Origin of the sequence: Butyrivibrio sp. WCE2006 (assembly GCF_000701985.1) — a bacterium.
Taxonomy (GTDB): domain Bacteria; phylum Bacillota; class Clostridia; order Lachnospirales; family Lachnospiraceae; genus Butyrivibrio.
The window spans coordinates 1-22,200 of sequence record NZ_JNKH01000052.1 but is presented as its reverse complement, the minus strand read 5'-3'; the positions used below and the strand labels follow the sequence as shown (position 1 = coordinate 22,200).

At 39.0% G+C, this 22,200-nt stretch carries 18 protein-coding genes; 7 read left to right on the top strand and 11 right to left on the bottom strand.

All coding sequences use genetic code 11. The features are described from left to right. From T501_RS17950 to T501_RS17935, 4 genes are all read right to left on the bottom strand, one after another. A partial coding sequence (locus T501_RS17950; protein ID WP_197027991.1) for an InlB B-repeat-containing protein occupies positions 1-2,768 on the bottom strand: 2,768 nt, incomplete at its 3' end. A 644-nt stretch (positions 2,769-3,412) separates the two neighbouring features. Then, positions 3,413-4,207, bottom strand: coding sequence for a hypothetical protein (locus tag T501_RS17945; RefSeq protein WP_044916725.1), 795 nt, complete (start codon positions 4,205-4,207; stop codon positions 3,413-3,415). Between the two features lie 93 nt (positions 4,208-4,300). After that, positions 4,301-5,392 carry a non-reducing end alpha-L-arabinofuranosidase family hydrolase gene (locus T501_RS17940; protein WP_044916723.1) on the bottom strand — a complete coding sequence of 364 codons (1,092 nt, stop codon included), beginning with the start codon at positions 5,390-5,392 and terminating at the stop codon, positions 4,301-4,303. Positions 5,393-5,867: 475 nt separating this feature from the next. Beyond that, a complete protein-coding gene (locus T501_RS17935; protein WP_242845569.1) occupies positions 5,868-8,411 on the bottom strand; it encodes an InlB B-repeat-containing protein in 2,544 nt (847 codons plus the stop codon). Positions 8,412-8,665: 254 nt separating this feature from the next. Here T501_RS17935 and T501_RS17930 point away from each other — a divergent pair, with 254 nt between their 5' ends. After that, positions 8,666-10,396 carry an MATE family efflux transporter gene (locus T501_RS17930; RefSeq protein WP_044916719.1) on the top strand — a complete coding sequence of 577 codons (1,731 nt, stop codon included), beginning with the start codon at positions 8,666-8,668 and terminating at the stop codon, positions 10,394-10,396. Between the two features lie 29 nt (positions 10,397-10,425). After that, entirely contained in the window at positions 10,426-11,640 is a 1,215-nt protein-coding gene (locus tag T501_RS17925) for an ATP-grasp domain-containing protein (protein WP_044916717.1), read from the top strand. A gap of 136 nt (positions 11,641-11,776) precedes the next feature. On the opposite strand, the gene T501_RS23035 is transcribed toward T501_RS17925, so the two are convergent. Continuing rightward, complete coding sequence (locus T501_RS23035; RefSeq protein WP_197027992.1) at positions 11,777-11,944, bottom strand: hypothetical protein; 168 nt, start codon at positions 11,942-11,944, stop codon at positions 11,777-11,779. Positions 11,945-11,977: 33 nt separating this feature from the next. Here T501_RS23035 and T501_RS23030 point away from each other — a divergent pair, with 33 nt between their 5' ends. After that, positions 11,978-12,100, top strand: a complete 123-nt coding sequence (locus tag T501_RS23030; RefSeq protein ID WP_442856390.1) for a Na+/H+ antiporter NhaC family protein — start codon at positions 11,978-11,980, stop codon at positions 12,098-12,100. Between the two features lie 5 nt (positions 12,101-12,105). Next, positions 12,106-12,297, top strand: a complete 192-nt coding sequence (locus T501_RS23025) for a hypothetical protein (RefSeq protein ID WP_442856389.1) — start codon at positions 12,106-12,108, stop codon at positions 12,295-12,297. Positions 12,298-12,369: 72 nt separating this feature from the next. Here the strand turns inward: T501_RS23025 and T501_RS17915 are convergent, their stop codons facing one another. After that, entirely contained in the window at positions 12,370-13,677 is a 1,308-nt protein-coding gene (locus T501_RS17915; RefSeq protein WP_155994921.1) for a hypothetical protein, read from the bottom strand. A 630-nt stretch (positions 13,678-14,307) separates the two neighbouring features. Between T501_RS17915 and T501_RS17910 the strand changes: the two genes are divergently transcribed. Next, a complete protein-coding gene (locus T501_RS17910; protein WP_050008397.1) occupies positions 14,308-15,051 on the top strand; it encodes a queuosine precursor transporter in 744 nt (247 codons plus the stop codon). Then, positions 15,048-15,791, top strand: coding sequence for a radical SAM protein (locus T501_RS17905; RefSeq protein ID WP_050008396.1), 744 nt, complete (start codon positions 15,048-15,050; stop codon positions 15,789-15,791). The genes T501_RS17910 and T501_RS17905 overlap by 4 nt, the downstream gene beginning before the upstream one ends. A gap of 58 nt (positions 15,792-15,849) precedes the next feature. On the opposite strand, the gene T501_RS17900 is transcribed toward T501_RS17905, so the two are convergent. Further along, complete coding sequence (locus T501_RS17900; protein WP_044916712.1) at positions 15,850-16,638, bottom strand: hypothetical protein; 789 nt, start codon at positions 16,636-16,638, stop codon at positions 15,850-15,852. A gap of 381 nt (positions 16,639-17,019) precedes the next feature. On the opposite strand from T501_RS17900, the gene T501_RS17895 reads away from it, so the two are divergent. Then, entirely contained in the window at positions 17,020-18,060 is a 1,041-nt protein-coding gene (locus T501_RS17895; protein ID WP_044916710.1) for an ATP-binding protein, read from the top strand. A 179-nt stretch (positions 18,061-18,239) separates the two neighbouring features. Here the strand turns inward: T501_RS17895 and T501_RS17890 are convergent, their stop codons facing one another. Genes T501_RS17890 through T501_RS17875 form a run of 4 tightly spaced genes read right to left on the bottom strand, consistent with a single transcriptional unit; the run spans position 18,240 to position 21,877 of the window. Further along, positions 18,240-19,337, bottom strand: coding sequence for a hypothetical protein (locus T501_RS17890; RefSeq protein WP_044916708.1), 1,098 nt, complete (start codon positions 19,335-19,337; stop codon positions 18,240-18,242). Between the two features lie 19 nt (positions 19,338-19,356). Continuing rightward, entirely contained in the window at positions 19,357-20,454 is a 1,098-nt protein-coding gene (locus T501_RS17885; protein WP_044916705.1) for a phage holin family protein, read from the bottom strand. 40 nt (positions 20,455-20,494) lie between these two features. Then, entirely contained in the window at positions 20,495-21,541 is a 1,047-nt protein-coding gene (locus T501_RS17880; RefSeq protein WP_044916703.1) for a hypothetical protein, read from the bottom strand. Positions 21,542-21,583: 42 nt separating this feature from the next. Beyond that, positions 21,584-21,877: a hypothetical protein gene (locus T501_RS17875; RefSeq protein ID WP_044916701.1), complete on the bottom strand. Its 294-nt coding sequence runs from the start codon at positions 21,875-21,877 to the stop codon at positions 21,584-21,586. Between the last annotated feature and the right edge of the window lie 323 nt (positions 21,878-22,200).

Genomic DNA, 22,200 nt, shown 5'->3' with positions numbered 1-22,200 from the left:
GAAACAGTTGCTTTTCCACCCTTGAAATTATGTATTCTTGCGCCATTACTTTCAAAATATGCCTCAAATGAAGTAACGGAAGAATATTTTGAAAGAGCATTCTGCTGTGCCTGATTCAGCTTGGTCTGCTGCGTATCCTCAACAACAAGCTTAATTGACGAACCTGTGGCCTGATCCGCAATGGCATTAAGTGCCTTTCCATCAAGCTCAACCGTAGCATTTGTCATCTGGATTTTAACAGAATCAACCTGATTACTGTTTGATTCTGCTGTATCAGCCAGTCTCTCCAAAGACTGCTTTGTCAGTTCACAAGCAACAACTTCCTGCTTTGCACCTGACAGATCGATTACTATCTGAGAATTGTCGCCGGCGCCTGAACCGGGTGTGTTACCATTACCACCAGTATTATCATTTGAAGTCACTTTTGAAAGATCTTCTTCTGTGATTTCATTAATGACTGCCGTGCCGGACTGTATCTCTGCACCAACATCTACTGTATTGTTGTTCTCCACTGGAATTGTATATTCCTCAGTATCTGTTGTTGGCTTAGGTTTTACAGGCGGAGTATATGGATTAGAAATTGTGACCTTAATGCATGCGGCAGCACTATCTGAAAATCCGGAATCTCCTATAGCTTTATACCAAACAAAATAGGTTTTCGCTTCATTACCTGTGGGGATATCTGTGGTCCAATCCTGCGTCGGGGCGGTTTGATCATCTGTGCCCAAAGCATACTGCATCTCGCTTCCATATACCACACCAGCGTTCACGAGTTCCTGTGCCGAACCGGTGTAGGTTAAGCTCTTGGCGGTCGGAGATTTCATTAACACGCGGTAATAAGTCACATTGCCACTGGCGTCCGTCTCGGTTTTCCAGCCTACAACCGTCGTAGCAGCAGGTCTTGTTTCATCCAGCATACTAACTATAACATCGCTAATTGAATCAACGGCAGGAGCCGTACCGCTAAAGACATCGCGAATACTATAACTGGCAATGGAGCCAGTATAAAACACCCACTCTACTTCATGCGTTCCCCACTTGGCGTGAACAGTTGTATTTGTATTAACTGAACTGCCAAAACGATACGTTTCATTATATTCACTATCCGCATACCAATCGCCAAAGATATTTCCAGCTTTTGTAGGTGCAGCAGGCCTAGTTGCTGACTCGCCCTTCCTGACAACCTGCATAGGTACTTCACTGCCTCCATTAGTATTAAAAGTGACGGCATAACCTATGCTGTACACCACATGGGCGGTGGCAGTATTTCCACCCGTACCGAGGGTAATCTCTGCCCAATATTTGCCTGCATCGGTGGGAGCGCTGCTCAACGCTGAGCCGTCCTTGGCGGTTCCCGCTTCGTTGGCATTGAAATAGCTTATAACCGCATCACCCTTGATGCTGTTCTCATCGGTGATGGATGCCTGGGCACTGATGCCGTCGCCAGTCTGACCTACATAGATCAGCGTGGGCGCATTGATCGTCAAAGTAGCGGTCAGAGGCGTACCGTGCTCACCGTCGTCGTTCCCACATGTGGCGGTGATAGTATCGCCGCTGGCTTGGTAACTCCAGTTGTGCGTGTGGTTGGGAGTGCTGATTTCTGCGGATTGACTGGCGGGAGAAGCATTGTGATTGTCGTCCTCTTTCAACCGCTGATAGAACGTATATGGAGTGTTCATTTCCAGACCGGTAAAGGTTGGGCTTGTCTGCCATTCTCCATTGTTGCGCTTATATTCGCCGTTGGTGATTTCCGTTAGCGTTATACTGCTGGCGGTCGCGCTGGCCTTCGTAGGTGCATCGGGAGCGGTCTGATCGGCCTTGGAGATAGTGAAGCTCGTTGTTGCCGTGGTATAGCTGTTGTAATTATCTGATTCGGCAATCACAGCATACATGTAATAAGTTTTCGCTTCCAGCGTCGTTGCGGTGATGTTCTCCCATGCCGTGCCGCCGCTGGCGCTGTTCGTCGTGCTGTAGTAATAGGTCACAGCACCTTCGCCGGAATAGGTTCCGATGCTCGGCGTGGAAACCGTGCCGCTGTAGGTGTAGTCACTCATAGTGACAGTAGGCGTTCCGGGGGCAGCCTTGCTGATTGTGAAATCCACCGTTGCGGTCTTGTCTGTATCCACCGTGATGCTGGCGGTATAAGTGCCTGCATTAGCCGGCGCTGTCTCGCTCTTTGTATAGCTTGTATTGCCGCGTCCTTCATATTCAATCGTTGGCGCGGTCAGTCCAGCACCCGTCCACGCCGTCGTATCGGTAAGGCTTGCTCCTGCATAAGCGCTGCCAGAATAGCTCGCATCAGCGGCACTCAGAGTCAGTGTTGCGGGAGAGTTATGCAGCTCACAACTAGTATCATTGCAAATCGCCGTAATGGTTGCTCCACTGGCAGAGTAAGTAATGTTATGAGTGTGATCAGGGACACCTGCAAGGGTCAAAGTTTTTTGACTATGATCCACTGCAACGACAAGCCATTCAGTAGTAATATCCGTTCCATCATATGGAATATACCATCCTTGGCTTTGCCCTGTAGGTCTAAATTCCACACCACCATACGATGAACTATTATCATAAAATATTGTGAAATCAGTCAATACAGTATCATTTGTAACTACATTATTAAAAAGATAGTGACGATTACCTTGCAATGTTACAGTATATTCACTTATATCTGTTATATTCGTAATCCCATATGTAAGCACATCGTTAACCTTTAATGAACTTACACTAATAGAGCCACTTAAGCTTTCCGCACTCACTGCCATACTCATACAGAGCATTATTCCGCATACAAGTATTAAACTTGATAATACACTTAAACGTCCTTTCATCTTTACACTCATACTTCAATATTCCTTTTACAAATTAATAACGATTTCGCATCGTCGTGTTTTTATTTTGATATACTAAAAAACGCCGAACATGACAGGGTATAGTAACCCCATCAAATCCGACGGTTATCCATCACGAATGTTGTATTCAGTTTCAATCGCCCCGCTGTCGCAAGACGCAAAAAGAGCGCAGTTATGACCGATGCGATGCGAAATCGTAACTGATCTTCTGCATAGTAAAATGTACCCATAAAAACTATATCTTTCTATCACATCCAAGTCTGCAAATATCAAGATATTCGCAGACTTTTACTAATACACAGTAATTATAGCAATTAAATATTACAAAATTGTAATATGATCGGCTCTAAATGATTATTCTTACATTAAATTTATATAAACAACACGTAGGTACATTAGCTGAACCCCCTGATAATAATCGGAGGCACAGTTAATCGATGCCTCCGATAACTTTTGAACTTATTTCACTGTAACTTTGGCTTTCTTTGCATAGCCATTCTTGGCGTAAACATACACATAGCAGGTGCCTTTTCCTTAGTATTACAAACACATCTTTATTTTAGTTACTTTCTGATTCCAAATGGATTAGAAGGTTCCTGTGCCTTTTTCTTGATGTTAAAAAAATGCGAAAGCTGAGATGTTTTCTTTTTACTTCCAAGCTTTACATGACTTGTATCAGAAAACGCAGTGTACCCTTCAATAAATCCCTCATTCCAATCCTGCATTTTGTTATAATCGCCTACATGACTTCCACAGACACCTAAACAAGTATTTTTATATCCGCTAGGAAATTTAATTACAAGCGTTTTTACATAAGATACATAATACTGATATACAGTTCCATTTGACCATGTGAGTTTCTGAGGTTTCAGGCCTTTCCACTCAGTTTCTTTCACAGATACTCCATGATAATTTGAACCTTCTTCGGATGTCTCTTGTGTATTTAAATTCTCACCAGTAAATTTGTCTACGACAACTACATCCATGTAATCAATAACATCATGACCTTCATTCATTAATGCTTTAGCTATTTTTTTCGATGGTTTTTGTGGATACTGGACTTGTACCGTCAATACTGCAGTCATTGTAGAATCATTTGTTGCTCTAGCTGCAGCTCCGGCCTTTGGTGCGGGGATTTCATAAATACTCAGTTTAGTTATCTTTGCAAATAATTTTGTTAGCCCCTTTTTCCCTGGAAGTTTAGTATAGACTGCAACCCAATTACCTTTATTCAGATTCATGCTTACACCATATTTTTTCAGGTCATCAAATTGAGCACTTGAAGTAATTGGCATCGCAGCAAAGGTAATAGAAAAAATCAGTAAAATTGTTGCAAAAAAACATATAAATCTCTTCATTTGTTTTCCCCCTCACTTATGTATAGATAGCTACAAATATCATAAAATAATTATCTACTATTTGTTTTTCATATCTTCTATCATCTTGCTTCTTTAATCAAATGAATTATACATTTTTATTTTTTTCTTAAAATTAAACTCCTTATATCGCTTCTTTGTTGCAGTAACTATTACTACATCTCCAACTCTGAGTCGTCTATTCAAATAGTAGTTTTTACCTAGAGCTTTTTGAGTAGTTGATTTTTTCTTTTTCTTCTTGGTCCCCCTGAAATAGAGCTTTCCGTTTCTTTTCCCAGCCTTAACGATTATGCTGATCTTTGCACCTTTCAGAGTATTGATCCTGATGTAGTTGTTTCCATAATTTGCATTCACTGCTGTCCATAGTCCTAAATTTGAAGGATTATTGTCTATGGCAACACTGATTTTATAGTGGGTTCCTCCATTTCCATAGAGGAAAATATATCTAATCGTTCCATCCCCACTAACTGTATACTCAGCTGTTCCCCGGTCTCTTAGCACCCTTAAATTATTGGTGTTAATCGTATAATTGCTCTCATCAGTTATACGGGCATTCATCTTTTTAGTTGCAAATACTGTTATCTTATATGAATAAGTGTCAGGAACCTTGAAACAAAAACTGTCTATGTCATCATCTCGTTCTAACGCACCGCTTATCTCAGTTCCCACTACAAGTTTCTCTGCATTATCGAATTCTCCTGAATGATCGTCATTATAAGTGTTATAACCTATTGTAAATTTGCCAACTCCAGAAACTTTTACATAATACCTTTGACCTCGAACTAATCTTGGCATATATGTACCTGTCGTGCCCTCTATGGTGTTATCCAAACGGCATACAATCTCCTCCATATGATCGCCATTCAGAGCATATCCACCTTTAACTACATTCAAATGCTGATCCATCAATTCAAAATACAGATTGCCTTTTTCAGAATGACCTATAAGTCTTATAATCACCCACTGATCATTAGTTGTAGTCAATGGTGGCGCATCGAAATAATACCATCTTGTTTCACCTGATTTAACCTCAGGATCAATAAACTGATTTATAATTATTTCAATTGCATGATAATATCCTGTTTCACCATCGCATAAACCATCTATTTTAAGACAGGATAATAATAAGAACACTATGAAGAAGCTTAGAATTAGTTTCTTTTTCATACCAGGAGCCTCGCTTTTTCATTTAATCTTTTAATTTGTAAATTCTTCCTGCGTAAAATCTATATAATTCTTCTTGTTTTTACAAACATATAAAAACGTTATTACAATTCATTCTTGCAATAATATCACTTATCCAATCTATCGGCTAAAAATCATGTAAAGATAAGTACCAAGGCCTCCAATAAACATTTCTTTATAAAGATTTCAGAATTTATACAATGAGCACGTCCCACCTGGCAGTTAGCATGTATTTCACACGTAGCGCATATCGAACCACGCCAGAAAAAATGAGCCATAAATGCCAAATGTCAGCATTTATGACTCATTTATAGCTTATGCTTTTAAGATTATGTGTATTTAATTCGAATTAATCTGTCGCATTTCCTTGCTTGACTTTGAAACCAGTTTATTAAATATCTAGATCCAGGATTCCTGAACATGTTTAGTCATTCATGTTCAGGAAGTCCTTACAAATTTACTTAACAACAATCTCAATTGTCTTTGTTGTTTTCTTTATCTTACCCTTTTTAGCTACAGTAATCTTAACCTTATATGTGCCCTTAGGAGCGCCCTTCTTAACAGTACAGATTACCTTTTTGCCCTTAACTTTTACGGTCAGGTACTTCTTAAGTTTCTTGGAAGATACATTCTTGACAGTAATCTTGCCCTTAGATCTCTCAACCTTAACAGTAACTTTCTGATCCTTTTTCTTGATTTTGGAAACGCTGATTTCTTCTTTGTTAGAAGTAATCTTAGCCTTAGTAGGATCATCAACTTCCTTAACAGAATTATCTGTAGTCTCAGGAATTGCTGTTACATCTGCTCCGGATGAAGTCTTGTCATCAGAACCATTCTGAGATTGACCGCCATTGTCTCCGGCATTAACATTTCCTTCCTGATTCTCTACAGGAGTTTGTGCGCCTGTGTTACCGCTGTTTGCGCCATTTCCGGTAGGATTCTGCGCATTATTTCCGGAGCCACTTGTGTTTCCGGTGCTCTGGTTACCTGAACCACCCTGAGATTGTCCACTATTTCCTGTACCTGGATTCTGTGACTGTCCATCATTTCCAGTACCTGGATTCTGTGACTGTTCGCCATTTCCGGTACCAGGATTCTGTGTCTGTTCGTCATTTCCAGAACCAGGATTCTGGGTATTATTTCCGTCAGAATTCTGATCACCGTTGCCACTCTGGGGCTGTCCATCATTTCCTGAACCTGACTGTCCGCTATTTCCGGAACCTCCGGGATTCTGCGTCTGTCCGCCACTTCCACCTGTTCCAGGAGTATGTGTGGGATTCTGATTGCCATTACCATTGCTATTATTTATAGCTTCACCATCAGCCACTTCAACAATCGCAAAAGTACTGAATCTCCAAACTGTTATAGTCATTGAATTTGAATTATTTGACAAAACAGGCTTTATGAGTTCATATGTACCATCACTATAATAATGAAGAACATACAGCTTGGAGCTGTTAATAGTCTTTGGAAGAGGTAGTGTAATAGTTATTGGAGCCACCAACTTGTGGAGCTCAGTGCCAGCTTTTTCGGCATCTCCTACCTTAAGCGTCATATCAATTTGAGCTACGCTCTTAAAGCCTTCCTTCTCAACATCCTTCTTATCATCTTCTGCTATAGGTGTAATATCAAGCTTTGCAACCTGATTAGGTTTTGCATTAAGCCCTGCACCGGAAACAGATGCTACATTTGTATCTACTTCATTACCAAAAACTTCTTTAAGGGCATTTTGTGTATTAGGATCATCTTTAGGATCAACAACCTCAACTTTTGCTGCTTCAGTATATGCATCCTCAAGTTCTTTCAATTTATCAGCAACAGTGCCATTTGATTCAACCTTATCAGCCATAACCTCTGCTGATCCCATACTCGATAAGGTATCGTTAACAGTTTTCTTGATTTGATCCTCAGTTGCATTATCTTGTAATATCTTCACAGCTCTATCTATGTTGTCTGATATCTGCTTTGTTTTTTGTCCATCTACCGTGATGTCACATTCAGCAGTGAATTTACCATCCTCTGTGGTTACTGTAATCACAGCAATACCTTCTGCCTTAGCTACCACTTTGCCGGTCTCATCTACCGTTGCTACATCAGCATTTGAGCTTGTGAAGCTAACTGCATTATTCGTAGCGTTTGACGGTTTGATTACTGCATTAAGTTCGAGGCTGTCATCAACACCAATTGTAGCTTTGGTTTTGCTTAAAGCTACTCCTGTTACTTTTACTTTATCTTCTCCGGACACAAATTTCGCATAAAGTGTTATGTCTTTAGTAGGATAATATGGATAATAATACGCCTCATTATCAGAATTAATGATATATATTGGCTTCTGGAAATTCTCATCCTCATACCATCCATATATATATCCCTCATCTGACCATATTACTTCTTCATGTATTGGAAGAAGAATCTCTTTGCCTTTTGCGACGTTTTCAGAATAAGTATTTACTATGCCTATGTTGCCATATCTGTCGACCTTACCTTTTCCTGCATTAATGGTTACCTTATAGCCTTTAGCCCAGATAGCATAAACAGTCATATCTGAAGTAACTTTCATATCAGTTGTTACTTCTGTTCCGTTTCCGTCACGTGACGTATTCCATCCTACAAGTGCATATTCATCACTGCTAGCGGTAGGAAAATATATTGTGTCGTTTTCTTTTATCTTAGTCTCATATTCAGTCTCTGAGGCATTACCATATAAATAGCCTCCATTTGCATCAAACGTAACGGTATATGCCTTTTCCCACATAGCATAAAACGTAATATCTTCTGTAGGTATATATGAATTCAGGCTCACCATCTTGGATCCATCGGAAGTGAGAGACCATCCAGTCAGAATATACCCTTCTTTAAATGTATACAAACCAGGAATATCTTCATAAATTGCAACAGGTTTGTTTTTTGAAAAAGTTTTGGTATCTGCGTCAGACAATAATGCAGAGTCATATGACCAAGCAGAAAAACTTACTTTTCCACCATTTCCATCAAAAGTGATAACATAGCCATCTTCCCATACTGCATAAAGAGTTATATTGTTATCTACCTTAGATAACTATCAATTATCTAATGCAGCCCCTTTTTTAAATACTATAAACCGAACATTTATGTACGCTAATAATGTTATAATATAAATGCATGGAGTTATAATTTAGCTTCATACATTTGTTTATACCCTAGTGGATTTCAGAAAATATAAAGACATTCCAAAAACAAGCGCAAATTTTGAGATATGGATAAAAGGGCTGCCGGATGAAAGAACAATCAAGACCTGAGTTTCTTATAAAAAAATACTATTCAATATTGCGGTCGGCTATAGCAGTTGAACTGGTCTCATTTTTCGTTACACTGACAGATTCTCTGGTTGCAGGAAACATGATAGGATCGGATACACTGATTGCGGTTGGTATCCTTTCCCCGTTGGTCTCAATCGAACTGTTTATATCTATTGTGATCAATTCAGGGACTTTGCTTTTTTATAATCAGTATATAGGCAAATATGACAAGAAGACTGCAGACGAGTATTTCGGACAGGGAATTATTCTAAGTGTTCTGTCAGGACTTTTGATCATCCTGGGAATGCTTGTATTTGAAGATTTTTACATCGATCTGTTTACCTTGTCACCAAAGATTGAACAGTATACCAGGAATTATTATGTTCTGATAGTGTTCTACCATGCCATGAATCCGTTATCCTGCCTGCTTGACAACACAATGATGTCAGAGGGCGGTGAAAAGCTTTCAGCTGTAGCCAATATTGCTGAGATCATCAGCAATATATTATTGTCTGTTTTATTTGTAAAGCCCTTTGGTATTCGGGGAATTGCACTGGCATCTGTTATATGTAAGCTTTTGTTTTTTGTGATCATCAGCAGGTGGTTCTATAAAAGAGTGTTAAGCCTTATCAGAAGCATAAAGCCGCAGCCCGAAAAATGGCGGGAAATTTTTTTTAATGGGGTTATAAGGGCATCTGCAGCGGTGTTCTCTTCTGCAGCTGATTATATTCTGCTTCTTTATGTCAGTATTAAATTTGGAGAGGAAACCATTACAATTCTCACTATTTCAATCAATGCCCTGGAAATTACAAGTGTATTTGTGGGTCTTTCAATGGTCATACAGCCGCTGGTCGGTACCCTTCGGGGCGAGGAAAATACATGGGGGCTCAGGTCATTTATGAACAAAGTAGCCATATGTATGTCCCAGATTGGAATAGTGATATCTCTGATTACTATCGTATTTGCCAGTTATATTGTACGAATGTTTGGAATAGAGGATGGAGAGCTGTTAAGGCAGGGAACCATAATGATGCGGTGCCTTGGATTATCCTTTGTTTTTTACGCCGGATCAACTCTGTTTTTTGTATACGATTATTTAATGCAGAAAAATGGTCTGTCATTTATGGTTGCGGTTATGAGCAGGTTTGTTTTACCTGTTTTTATGACAATTGTCGGGGTAAAGATTACAGGATCACCAATAGGTCTGTGGATCGGTGTAGTGTCAGCGCCGATGATCACGCTTTTATTACATATGATCGTGACAATTCTCGTGTATGGCAAAGACTCTTTTCCCTGGCTTGTTTCTAAAAAAATGGATCAGCAGATACTGTGTTACGATTTTGTAATAACAGAAGAAAATGTGGTTTCTCTGTCAGAGACACTTGTAGGAAGACTTGAAGAAAATGGATATACCAGAAAGCTTGCCTCCATTGCAGGGGTTCTCGTGGAGGATATACTTCTTCTGACTAAAGACAAAAACCCTGAAGGAAAAAAAATAGATGCAGAATGCTGCGTTATCATGAAAGTGTCTGAAGTCAGGATCACTCTGAGAGATTCGGGAGTAATCTATGATGTGACAAAATGTGAAAAAGCAGAGTCTTTGCGTGACTACGTTGTTTCACAGATTGTAACCCTTCCGGAAGAAAAACACTATCTGTCAACAACAGGCTATAACAGGATTGAATTGTTATTATCTTCAAAAGCTTAATGATGATAACTTCACAAAGGAGACAACATATGCTGACAATCATGATCATTGCTCCATATCCAATCGAAGAATATTTTTCTGCAATTGATGAAGCATATAATCTTGGATACCGTGTGGTTTTCTGCTCTGACAGATTGTATTCTCATGAGGAAGTTAAAGCTGATGCAATATATGAGATTACCTGGCAGGATACGGAGAAGATCAAAGAAATTGCTGGAAGGGAGAAGGTAGATGGAATTTTATGCTACATGACAGATTGTTCATATTATGCTGCAATAGCGGCAAAAGAGCTGGGACTTAAATGTAATGATCCGGAGGGACTTGCTATTCTTAATAATAAAGGGTTATTTCGTATGCTGCTAAAAAAGGCAGGATGTTACTGTCCGAAATATTACAGGGCAGAAAATAACAAAGATCTCCCGGAACACTGCGCAGATATGAAATTGCCTGTAATTGTCAAACCTGAAGTTAACTCCTCTTCACGTGGAATGACAGTTATAAACTCAAAAGAGGATGATCTGAACCGGGCCTTTGAAATTGCCGCTGAAAGCTCACGAAACGGTAAAGTATGTATTGAGGAGTTTGTAACAGCAAAGAACCCGTTAAGGGGAATGGAAGCAGATATTTTTGTTTATGGAGATGAGATTCTGTGGGAAGGGATAAGAGATTCGTACAGAGTTAAGGATGCTCCGATAAGGCCTGTTTATGACCTGTATCCCACTGACCTTTCTGAAGAAGAGATCCTTGAAGTTAAAAACGCCGTCAGTGTTGTTGTCAAAGAGGCCGGAATTATTATGGGAGAACATGATGTAGAAGGTTTTTTTACTAGTGAAGGAAAGTTTTTTATTCTGGAAATCAACCCAAGGCCTTCAGGATATATGAATCCCCTTGATATTAAAATGCACTGCGGTATCAATCTGATTAAGCTTCTGGTATCAACAACTGTTGGAGATGACTCTTACTGGAATGAGTTAAAGCATTTTCAAAGAAGTAACAGGATACTTATCTCCTATTCTGTTTTCAGTAAGAAAGCAGGTATTCTTGACCATGTTCATATCGATGATTCGCTGCACATGATAGACTACAGACCGTTTATTGGTCAGAAAGAAGGTTCTAAGGTAGATGATATTCTTTCTGCCTACAGACCGATCGCTCAGATTGTTTTAGAGTTTGAAAGCATAAAAGAGCGGGACATTGCAATTGAGAAAATAGAGTCTTTAGTCTATCCGGTATTAATAGAATAGACAGAAGCTATAAACCTGCAGAAGAAATAAAACAGATGTATCACTAAGAAAAAAAGGTAGTAAAAATGTACGGAACAATCTGGGCACTGATGCCTCCTGTAATTGCAATCATACTTGCTCTTATCACGAAGGAAGTCTATACCTCGCTTTTTGCCGGAATCGTTGTGGGAGCACTTCTAAGCTGCAGCTTTAATCCGGTTATGGCTATGAACCTGATAGTAAAGGATGGATTATCAGATGCAGCAGCATATCTTTCCGGAAATTTCTGCTTTCTTGTGCTTCTTGGCTGCCTTCTTGGCATCATAAGACGCGCAGGAGGAAGCAGAGCCTTTGGGCGGTGGGCTATGGAAAAATTAAAGACAAAAAAAAGTGCTCAGCTTGCCTTGCGGGAGCGGTGTGCGGGGATCACTGTTCACCAATCTCAGATACCACGGTCTGTCCTGTGCAGGTGCCAGGGTAAAACTTGTGGATCATGTTTCAACACAGATACCCTACGTAGTTGTGGTGGCGTCAATATGTTTTGTAACTTATCTTTTTTCCGGTATTGTGAAGAATTGGGTTATCTGTCTTTTGACGGGAACTGTCATGACGCTGGCTGTTCTTGTGGTTATCCGTATAATTTCGGGAAAAGACTCCGGATCTGAATCTGTCACATAAAAGGCAAAAAAGTGCTGCATCAGATAACTATCAATTATCTAATGCAGCACTCTTCTTATATAAAAATCAGTTTTATAAAGTCACAGCTCCTGACATATCAAGATATTTCTCTACAGAGTTCTCTTCCTTCAAATTGTTATCAGTATTCATATTAGGGACTAAATCATTCGCCTTTTCTGCTGGTATCTCATATATACTTTCCGGAGTTGAAGTACTGGCTTCTTGTTTGTTCAGTTCCTCAGACTTTGGTGAATCAGCTCCGGGATTTATGGCATTCACTCCTGTATCAGCAGCCTCGGCTTCTTCACTGCTGCCTTCATCATCAATGCCAAGAATCTCGTTCAATATCTTCTGCATCATTTGTTGAATCATCTCATGGAGCTCGTCAAGAAGTCTGCTATAGAAAGCACCTTCAGAAGCTCCGTTCTTCTTACTGCTATCGGATGCATTACCCATATCTGATATTTCACTACTAATACTTATAGCATTTGGATCATCGCTTTTTACATTAACAATTCCTGCGCGATTTACAGACTCTGTACCATCTGCGTTTCCTGTAACATCAAGTTTTCCTATTCCCATCAATCTCTGGAAAAAGCTCTCCATCTGCTCAAACAGTTTCTTTGCACCGGACAGATTTCCATTTGTCTCTGCGTAAAAGCCTACTTTATATAAATAGTTTCCTTTTTCTGTTATGTCCGTAGGAGCAGCATCTCTTACAGCCTGCATTGCATTATCCGCCATGCCTTCCGTATCTCTTATGTATGCGCAAAGCGTTGCGAAATCAGCATAATCCGCATTAGTGGGATCAACATTATAAGGATCTATTTCTTTTGTGAACTTATTACCGTCCTTGTCCGTTCCGGAAGCTGTATAAATGCGGGAGCCACTTGATACATTTATAGTAATCTTAAGTTCCTGTGAGTCACCACTAAAATCGAAGGGCGATCCGGATGAGCCGGTTTTCATGGCTTCTGAAATATCCTTGGGTATTTTTGCAGTGATTATTCGGGTATAGGATAAAAATGATCCCTGACCTAATCCCCCAAGCTCATCCATATCAATTGATTTATCAGTATCTACAGCTGCTAAATCGAATGATTCTCCGGCATCATCAGCACGATTACCTGCTTCATCCAATCCTGCAATCCTTTCAGACGCATTATTCATTATTGACATAAAGCTCAGTGCACCTTCATTACCGCCATCTAAAGCCTGCGTTTTTTTATTTCCTGTGGCATTTACAGTATGTTCCCCCATACCATATCTAAAGGCTCCAAAAGCCATATAGACACTCCGATATCCATTAATATTTCCGATATCTGCCATAGTAATCCTTTCCGTGCATCCTCTGTCAGTCAGATTCAAACCACTCCCCAAAGGACCGAGTGGTTTGAATCTTACGTTAAAATGGCGCTTTAATGCAATCCATATGCACCAAAACGCCATCCTTAGCTTATATGTATATCGGACAGATGTGTTGAATTCTTAAGTGGATCTTACTTAATTTATAGATTCCTGTTTTTCCTCAGAAAAACGGGAATCGTATTGGACCAGGTCCTCGCGAAGCGAGGGGCGTGTCCTGCCGAAGGCAGGATTTTTGCGGGCGATTTCCGCTTTTGCCCACAAAAAGTCATGTCAATTTGCAACATCTTATTGACATGTCCGGCATAAAATTGTAATATAGCCAAGGTCATTTGCAAAAATGCATTTTGATTCCGACAGTTCGTTTGCACCATCCTGTCGTTAAACAAAACCAGGGCTGATTAGAAGATACAATATATTTCTGAATTTTCCCAGAAACTCAAGGATCAACAACTTCTAATTGCTCTGCGTCTTATGCGCGGAGCTTTTTTATTTGAGTCATGCACTCAACAAGGATATCGCTTTTATAAAAATCAGTTCAAATCAGACTGGTTATCATAAAATGATTTTCAGATATTCCCAGATCCTGCCAAACTTATTAAATCTTCTAACCCGCTCTGAGTACATATAAGAGAGGTTTAGAAGATGAATTTATTTTTAGGGATTTTGGAGTTAGTCGTTTGTTTTTCCGGAGTTGTCATAATAGACAAGCTTTTCGGCAGAAGAGGTCTTTATTCATGGATGGCTCTTGCGGTGGTTTTTGCTAATATACAGGTTTCTAAGCAGGTAGATATCGCAGGTGTTTCCACCGCTCTTGGCAACGTTATGTTTGCTTCAACTTATCTCGCAACAGATATATTAAATGAAAAGTATAGTGTTAAAGCCAGTAAGAATGCAGTAAAGCTTTCTGCTGCCGCTTTGATTGCTTATATTATCTTTGCTCAGTTCACACAGGCTTTTACCCCCAATGAATTTGATGTTGTTGATCCAAGCCTGAAAACCATATTTGCAATGTCTGTAAGAATTACAGCTGCATCAGGATTCATGTTCGTGCTGTCAAACTGGTGCGACGTTCTTCTTTATCAGAAGATCAAAGAGAAAACCTCAGGAAAATACATGTGGTTTAGAAATAACATATCCACTATCATCTGTAACTGCGCTGAAAACTTCGCATTTTCAGTTCTTGCATTTTGGGGAACATATCCTCTCCTCTACTGCCTTGAAGTAGCAGTTGCCGGATCTTTGGTTGAAATGCTTATAGCTTTATGTGATACACCGTTTTTATATCTTGCAAAGCTCAGTAAAAAAACCGGTATTCTCCTTGAAGACGAAGACGGAAGCACAGATAATGAAGGTAATTACAATACAGTAAATGAGGAAGCAGCATGATACACGATCTCATAAGATACCAATTTGATGATAAAAGTTCGCTGAAAAGAGAAAATGTACTGCTGGTTTCACTGGGATGCTCCTGGGGGAAATGCGCTTTTTGTGACTATCAGGAAGATAAATCCTCTTCTGTTTTAGCCTGCGATTCAGTAAATAAGAAAGTTCTAAGCCAGGTAAGAGGCATTGAAACAGGCTCTTCGTGCCTGGATGTTACATGCTCCGCTTCATATACAGAGCTGCCTTTTACCACAATGAATTATATAAGAAACACCTGCGTTGAAAAGGGCATAAAAACCGTTATCCTGGAAGGTCATTATATTTTCAGAGATAGTAATAAATTCTACGTTGATTTCTTTAAGGCCTGCGGTATTGATGTTCTATTCAGATGCGGCGTTGAGACATTTGATGAAAACATCAGAGAAACCATTCTTCATAAGGGATTGCCCAATGTCACCCCAGAGGATATTGCTCAGCACTATCAATGGATAAATCTGATGTTTGGAATGAATGGACAGACCTTTGATCAGTTAAGAAAAGACATAGAGATTGGTCTTAAGTACTTTGAAAGAATTAACCTTAGTATTTACACTTCCGTTAAAGGCGGTCCTTCACGTGATGTAAATTCAATAACAGAGTTCTATGGCAGTGACTATTATAAAGAATTATCGGAAAATCCCCGCATTGATATCTTCGATGAATGGGATGATAACAATGATCACAATGTCGGCCATGATATTTAAAAACCTGTACTTCGGGCATATAGTCTGAAGTACAGGTTTTTATTTGAGATGATCTATCTTACTTTACTCTAATCTTGTATGTTGCGTTGTTGTTATATCCACGTGCAACCTTAATGTAGTATTTCTGTCCCTTCTTAAGTGAAACAGTCTTAATTTTTTTCCAGCCTGATTCAGAATATATGCCGGTATAATTACCATCAGCCTTTGTTTTGGATTTAAAGCCTGTAAATGAAGTCCAGCCGTGAACCTTTTCAGTATTTACTGCATAGAACTTATATTTCTTTGTCTTAGGCGCTTTAAAAACGAACCAGTCTACATCATCACCATCATTTATGACACCGCTGTAGATTTTCTTTACTTTGATTGAAGTAGCCTTCTTAGGTGTATTGTTGGTCTCCTTCTCATAAAACTTATCAGCATCATTAACTATTTTAACGTTATAATTGTATGTTATATCGCTAAAGTTAGGCTTTAAGCTGATGCTCACTCTGCTGCCCGGTGCAAAACAATATTCAGGTGATACTATCCAGCCCTTTCCCTTAATCAATGAGCTGTTGGACCATATTGTTTTGTAATCGTTAACCATAGTTGATGTGAGGAATACATTACCGTAGCTTACTGATTCTCCATCCCTTAATGTATCTGTAAGAACAACCTCAACATGAAATGAACCTGTCTCAGGAGTTGTAAACAGAATAGTATCTTCCTCATTATTGCTCAGCGAAAATGACTTCTCTTCATTAAGTCCCAACTCATAATTAGCTGCCTGCGCCTTTACCCCGCCTGCAATTGTAAATGCAGCAAACACTGTCGCTGTTGTTAATAAAAACTTTTTCAAACCTTTCATTTCTCTCTCCCCTTATATAATTAGTACCGGCAAGATTACTTCATATTCCTGCCATATCGGTTGGAGTCATTCCGAAACATGACTTCATCATGATGGTTCCTCCCAAAAAAAGTTTTAATTGACTTCCTAAAAAGTCAAATCAAAGCTAATTATATCAAAAAAATTAGAAATCGGCATTTATTCCAAAGCATGATTTCCCAGGACAGACTATATAGTCTTTGCCAATATGAAGTTTTATGAAAATTTATGAAAGCAATATCGAATTATGAAAGATTATGAAGATTTATGAAAGTAGCATTGAATTATGAAAGATTATGAAAGTATAATAAAATTATGAAGAATCATGAAAGTTTATGAAGAATTATGAAAGGATATCAAAACATGAAAAAGGACAATCCGTTTACACTCACCTTTGGAAAGCAGCCAAATAAGTATATTTCTAGATATGAAAATACGGACACCATAATCAGCGCTTTTGAAGCTGACAATCCAATCAGTCAGGCCTATCTCATTGAGGGCATAAAAGGTAGTGGAAAAACCGTCCTCATGACATCCATTGCAAATGAACTGAAAAAAAACAAGGACTGGATTGTTATAGACCTTAACTCAACCCAGGATCTTATATCAGACTGTGCGATGAGACTTGTAGATTCCTGCCATAAATTCCCGGATTTTTTCAAACAAGGATTCAATGTTACTGTAGCAGGATTTGGAATAGGCGTAAATGGTAATGAAGCACCTAAAGATAGCGTCAGCATAATCGATGATATACTTGCATCTCTGAAAAAGCACCATAAAAAGGTACTGATAACAATTGATGAAGTTCTGCATGATGATAATATGCGTCATTTTGCCAGCCAGTTCCAGATTTTCATAAGAAAAGACTACCCGGTCTTTCTCATCATGACAGGTCTGTATGAAAACATTTATGCAATACAAAATGATCCTGCGCTGACATTTTTATTAAGAACACCAAAGATACATCTCGAACCCCTGAGCTTACACCAGATAGCCAAACAGTATGCTGAAATTTTCAAATTAGACCAGGATCAGGCCAAAAAACTGGCGCATATCACAAAAGGATATGCTTTCGCATTCCAGGCACTGGGACTCCTTTATTATGAGCACCATGAGGAAATGAAACTTGATGATATTCTCTCTAAGCTGGATGATATGCTGGATGACTTTGTATATAAGAAAATATGGAGCAGTCTCTCAAATCAAGACAAGAATGTCGTTCTCGCAATTAAAAAGGAAAACACCAAAGTCGGTGATATATGTAAGAGTCTTGGTATTACTTCCAGTGTTTTCTCCAGATATCGTGACCGGCTAATAAAACGTGGAATAATATCTTCTTCACAGCATGGATATGTTTCTCTTACATTGCCACGATTTGAATTAATTGCTAAGAGCTATGACTAAAGAGATTCACTCGCGTCACTTGATATTTCGAAGTAGTTATCACTAAGAAATGCTCCTATATATATCATTACATTTTAAAAGAATAAAAACAGACGTTGCGAATTAATAAATAATCAATTTGCCTACCACATCTCCTTTTTTGTTTCACTCATGATTTTTTTGCGGATAGCCGCAATTTTTTAATGTACATCCAGCGAAATATTTTTTCTAGTCAGCACCTCCTCCAAGGCCTTATTTACCATATCCTTATTAAGGATTACTCCTTCCGGATCCTGGGCGCTGACAATCGAAATATAGTCATCATATGCTTCCCTGATTTCATTAGAAGTACTGTTTTCATTTATGATTGAATCAAAATATACCGTTGAAAATATTAAATCCAGGCTTTTGTATGTTTCACTATTATACGCGTCATGCTTATAGTCATTATTAGCATTTGAAATATCAAATAAGAGATCATCAAAATCATATTCCGGCAAGATATCTTTTACCGAATTATCCAAAACTGACTGGTAATCAATCACACTTCCGTTTACATACTTTTCAAAGCTGTAATCGGTACCATTTATCAGAACCTGCGAGTAGTTATTAGGAATCCTGTATGGAAGCTCCTTGGGATCAATTTCATATAAAGTATCAACAAACAACGAGTCCAGTCCCTCTTCAAGGATAAAGCCATAGTTAACAGCTTTACAAAAGTCCCGAATAACCGTGTAGCCCTTATATTCGAAGTACAGATTGTTGAGCATATGTCCAATTTCATGCGGAATTACCGCATATACAATATCTTTATTTCCGTCCTTGTTCAAATAAACTGTATGAATATCAGGCATAAACACCCCTTGGCCATTTGGCTGCTGAATAATTGAGGTCATTTCAGATTCCCCAACATAAGCAACCTTCAGCATACTGATATTCATATAAAAAGGCCGAAGATCTATATTATAATTCGAAGCTTCAAGCTTATTGACAAAATCTTCCAAATAGCTTTTAAAAGTGTCGTCTATATCGGAATTATCCTGTATTGCCTTACGAATATCCTCATATTCAGGATTTTCTACATATTTTTGAGGCAAAAAATCAGTAAGCCTTGCAGAAGAGTAAACATTTATCCTTTTTAAAGCTTCATCAACAGTGTAATCATCTCCAATGATAAGCTCATTACCATCAAAGGGATTATGTGGCATTTCGACAGTCGTCTGCCCACAGCCATAGCATCCGATCATTAGCACAATACATGCAGTCAAAACAACTATATTCACAAATATTTTACGCATATGCCATAATTCCCCTTAATCACCAGTATTGGACCGATGAATCATCACTAACCGGAGTATCCTGGGATACATCTTCCCATTCTCTTTCCTTTTTGCCTTCATCCCATCCTTTAAGTTCAATCTTGTGGTCAAGGCAAGCGATATTCATCTTTATTGTAACCTTAGAGTCTAAGATTGAGTATTCAACAGTATAGTTTTCCCTCTCAAATACCTGACTAATGCGTTTATCTATTTTTTCAGCTAATACTAATGCAAGCCCCTCTTTCTGTGAATCTTCGGAAAGACTTTTCATACGATTATCCGAGAAATAAATCATGTAATGCTGTACCTGTCCCTGCTGGATACTCTTTAGCCTTTCAAATCCATCATGAACCTCATAGCCTACACCAACTGACTGTACATCGTACTCTACACTAACTTCATAGTCTACCCACTTTGGATAATGCAATTTCAAAGCTTCGTATCTGTTCTTAAGTACATCTGCTATAGGGTTTATGACAAATCCCAAATCTATGGTTACGGATTCCATGATACGATTTTTAAATTCGCTAACTTTCATATCATATTCAGCAACCAGCTCTTCACCACGCTGCTTTGCTTTAGCCTGGTTATCATCTTTACCTGAGGAGCTTTCAGCTTCCTTCATGGATGCTGCTTCTTTGTCAATAGCCTGAATTTTTCCATTGTAAGCTGCTTTTGTGTCGTTGATTTCCTGATCATACATCTTCAAATTATTGGCTTTCTTTTTACCGCGTTTGATCAGCAGGAATCCTACCACAGCTAAACCAGCGTAAAAAAGCGCCGCGAGCAATGCATCAGGCTCCCCATAAGAAATACCAGCGATAACACCTGTAATCACACAACCAACACTTATCACAAACAAGACCCAACCAAGACCTCCAAGACCTGGTTTATTGTTTATAGAAAGACGATCTTTCTCCAGCTCCATCATTTTCAGATCATAAGCCGATTTTTCGGCATCTATTTTTGCCAGTCTTGATTTTTCGATAGATTCCAATTTTGTGTTTACTGTTTCTTCTCTTACTCCACTCCACTTTTGAATCTCATTCTGAAATATTCCATCCCTAACTACACTTTTTTCATGCTTTATTTCCATGTTAATTTCCCCTTTACACTATCCACAACTATTCCAATCCTTAATCCCAACTCTGCAGCTGATTAAAATCCGGATTAAGATACTGCAGACGTAATCTCATCCAATCCTTTTTCCTCTCCCAATTTTTCCTCAAATCGAAGTCTGCAAAAATCTCCGGCAAACGCTCGTCGATATATTGCTGCAATGCCATAGCAAATCCCGCTCTCTGATCATCCTCACCAAGATCCTGATAACGATGATCAAAAAAAGAGAATAGATATCCATGCGGAGTGCTGACCTCTCCGGCTCCTTTGGGCACACTATAATATATTCCTTTTGTCTTCACATCAAAATCAACTACTATTTCGTAAAATTCCTTATCAGGGTCTGTTATTATCGTATCACGGCATCTGCTCAGCCTAGCCACAGCATCTTCGATTATAGGATTAAAATCCACACTGGACAAAAGAATACGATCACGGAATCTGACAGCTGCCGCCTCACTTTCGTCATCTACAGGCTCCGCATTTGCCATCTGTTCCTCCTTTAAGTTCTCTTCTTTGAGCTTAGCAATTTCTTCCTCAGCATCCCGCTCAGCCTTTTTTAATATTTCTGTATGCAGTTGCTGAAGCTGCAGATACTGACCATTCCTGATCTGCTCACAATTGTCGAGATACCTTTTGGATATTTCATCTCTAAGCTCTGTCTTTCTCTCAGTTATACTCTCACGCTTTTCATTATACTTATCCGAAACCTTCATCGACGACAGTAATAATACAATAACAAAAACTACCACAGGTGCAATAAATACCATAAGGCCCAAAAAGCCATTCCATTCTATGCTAAATAGATAATACATGACTCCGGCTGTAACTAACGCCGCTATGATAGCTCGTTTTGTACCTCTGGTATCAGCAACATCTAAATTTTTTTCGTACTCCTCCTTGCTCTCTTTATTTAAATCTTTTGCTCTGCTTTCCAACTCATGAATAGCTTCGTCTCTTTGCCTTTTGAGTTCTTCCAGATGCTCATCCACTTTTCTCTGATACTCTTTTTCTGCCTTTTCCAAGTGGAAAGCGCGAATAGCCTCTTCATTAATAATTTTCATCCCAACAACACTCCCTTATCGATTTTCACAAGTCCGCTACTCTTAGTAGGTATTACTTGAAATTGATTTAATCTTATCCTCTATGTCCGGCAGTTCCTCCTCGAATGCCTTTTTCAGTCTTGCTGCCTCATCTACTGCTGATTCGAGAATTTTGCGAGATGATTCAAGCTCCCTGACCATCTCCATGCTTATTGAATCACTTGACATTGCAGTAGTGCATATAATAGCAGCACGCTTCATATACTCCATATTGTCACTTATTGAATTCATATAATTATCCAATGCAATAATCATTTCTCTAATTGCCGCCGCATTTGTTAAGCCATTTCCACTCATCCTTATACCTCCTCGTATAATATTTTTAGATACATTAAATGTACCTTGATAACTTAATAAATATTTGTTCAATAGGCTTAGTTAAGCCCATGATATAATTGTCCCCGTGTCAATCAGGTAATAGTTCTATTATCTCCTGTTGAACCAGAAATGGTTGCTTCAATTAAAAGTCTGTTCCCCTGACATGGAAGTTAGCTTCAAACCGGCTGGCTGTTTGCTTAAGTGCATGGACGACCATCTAGCAGTGTGGTTTCGCATCTGTCCATCTTAAGCTGGATTCTTATATGCGAGGGTGTCGATGCTCCATGATCATGGGTTTTACC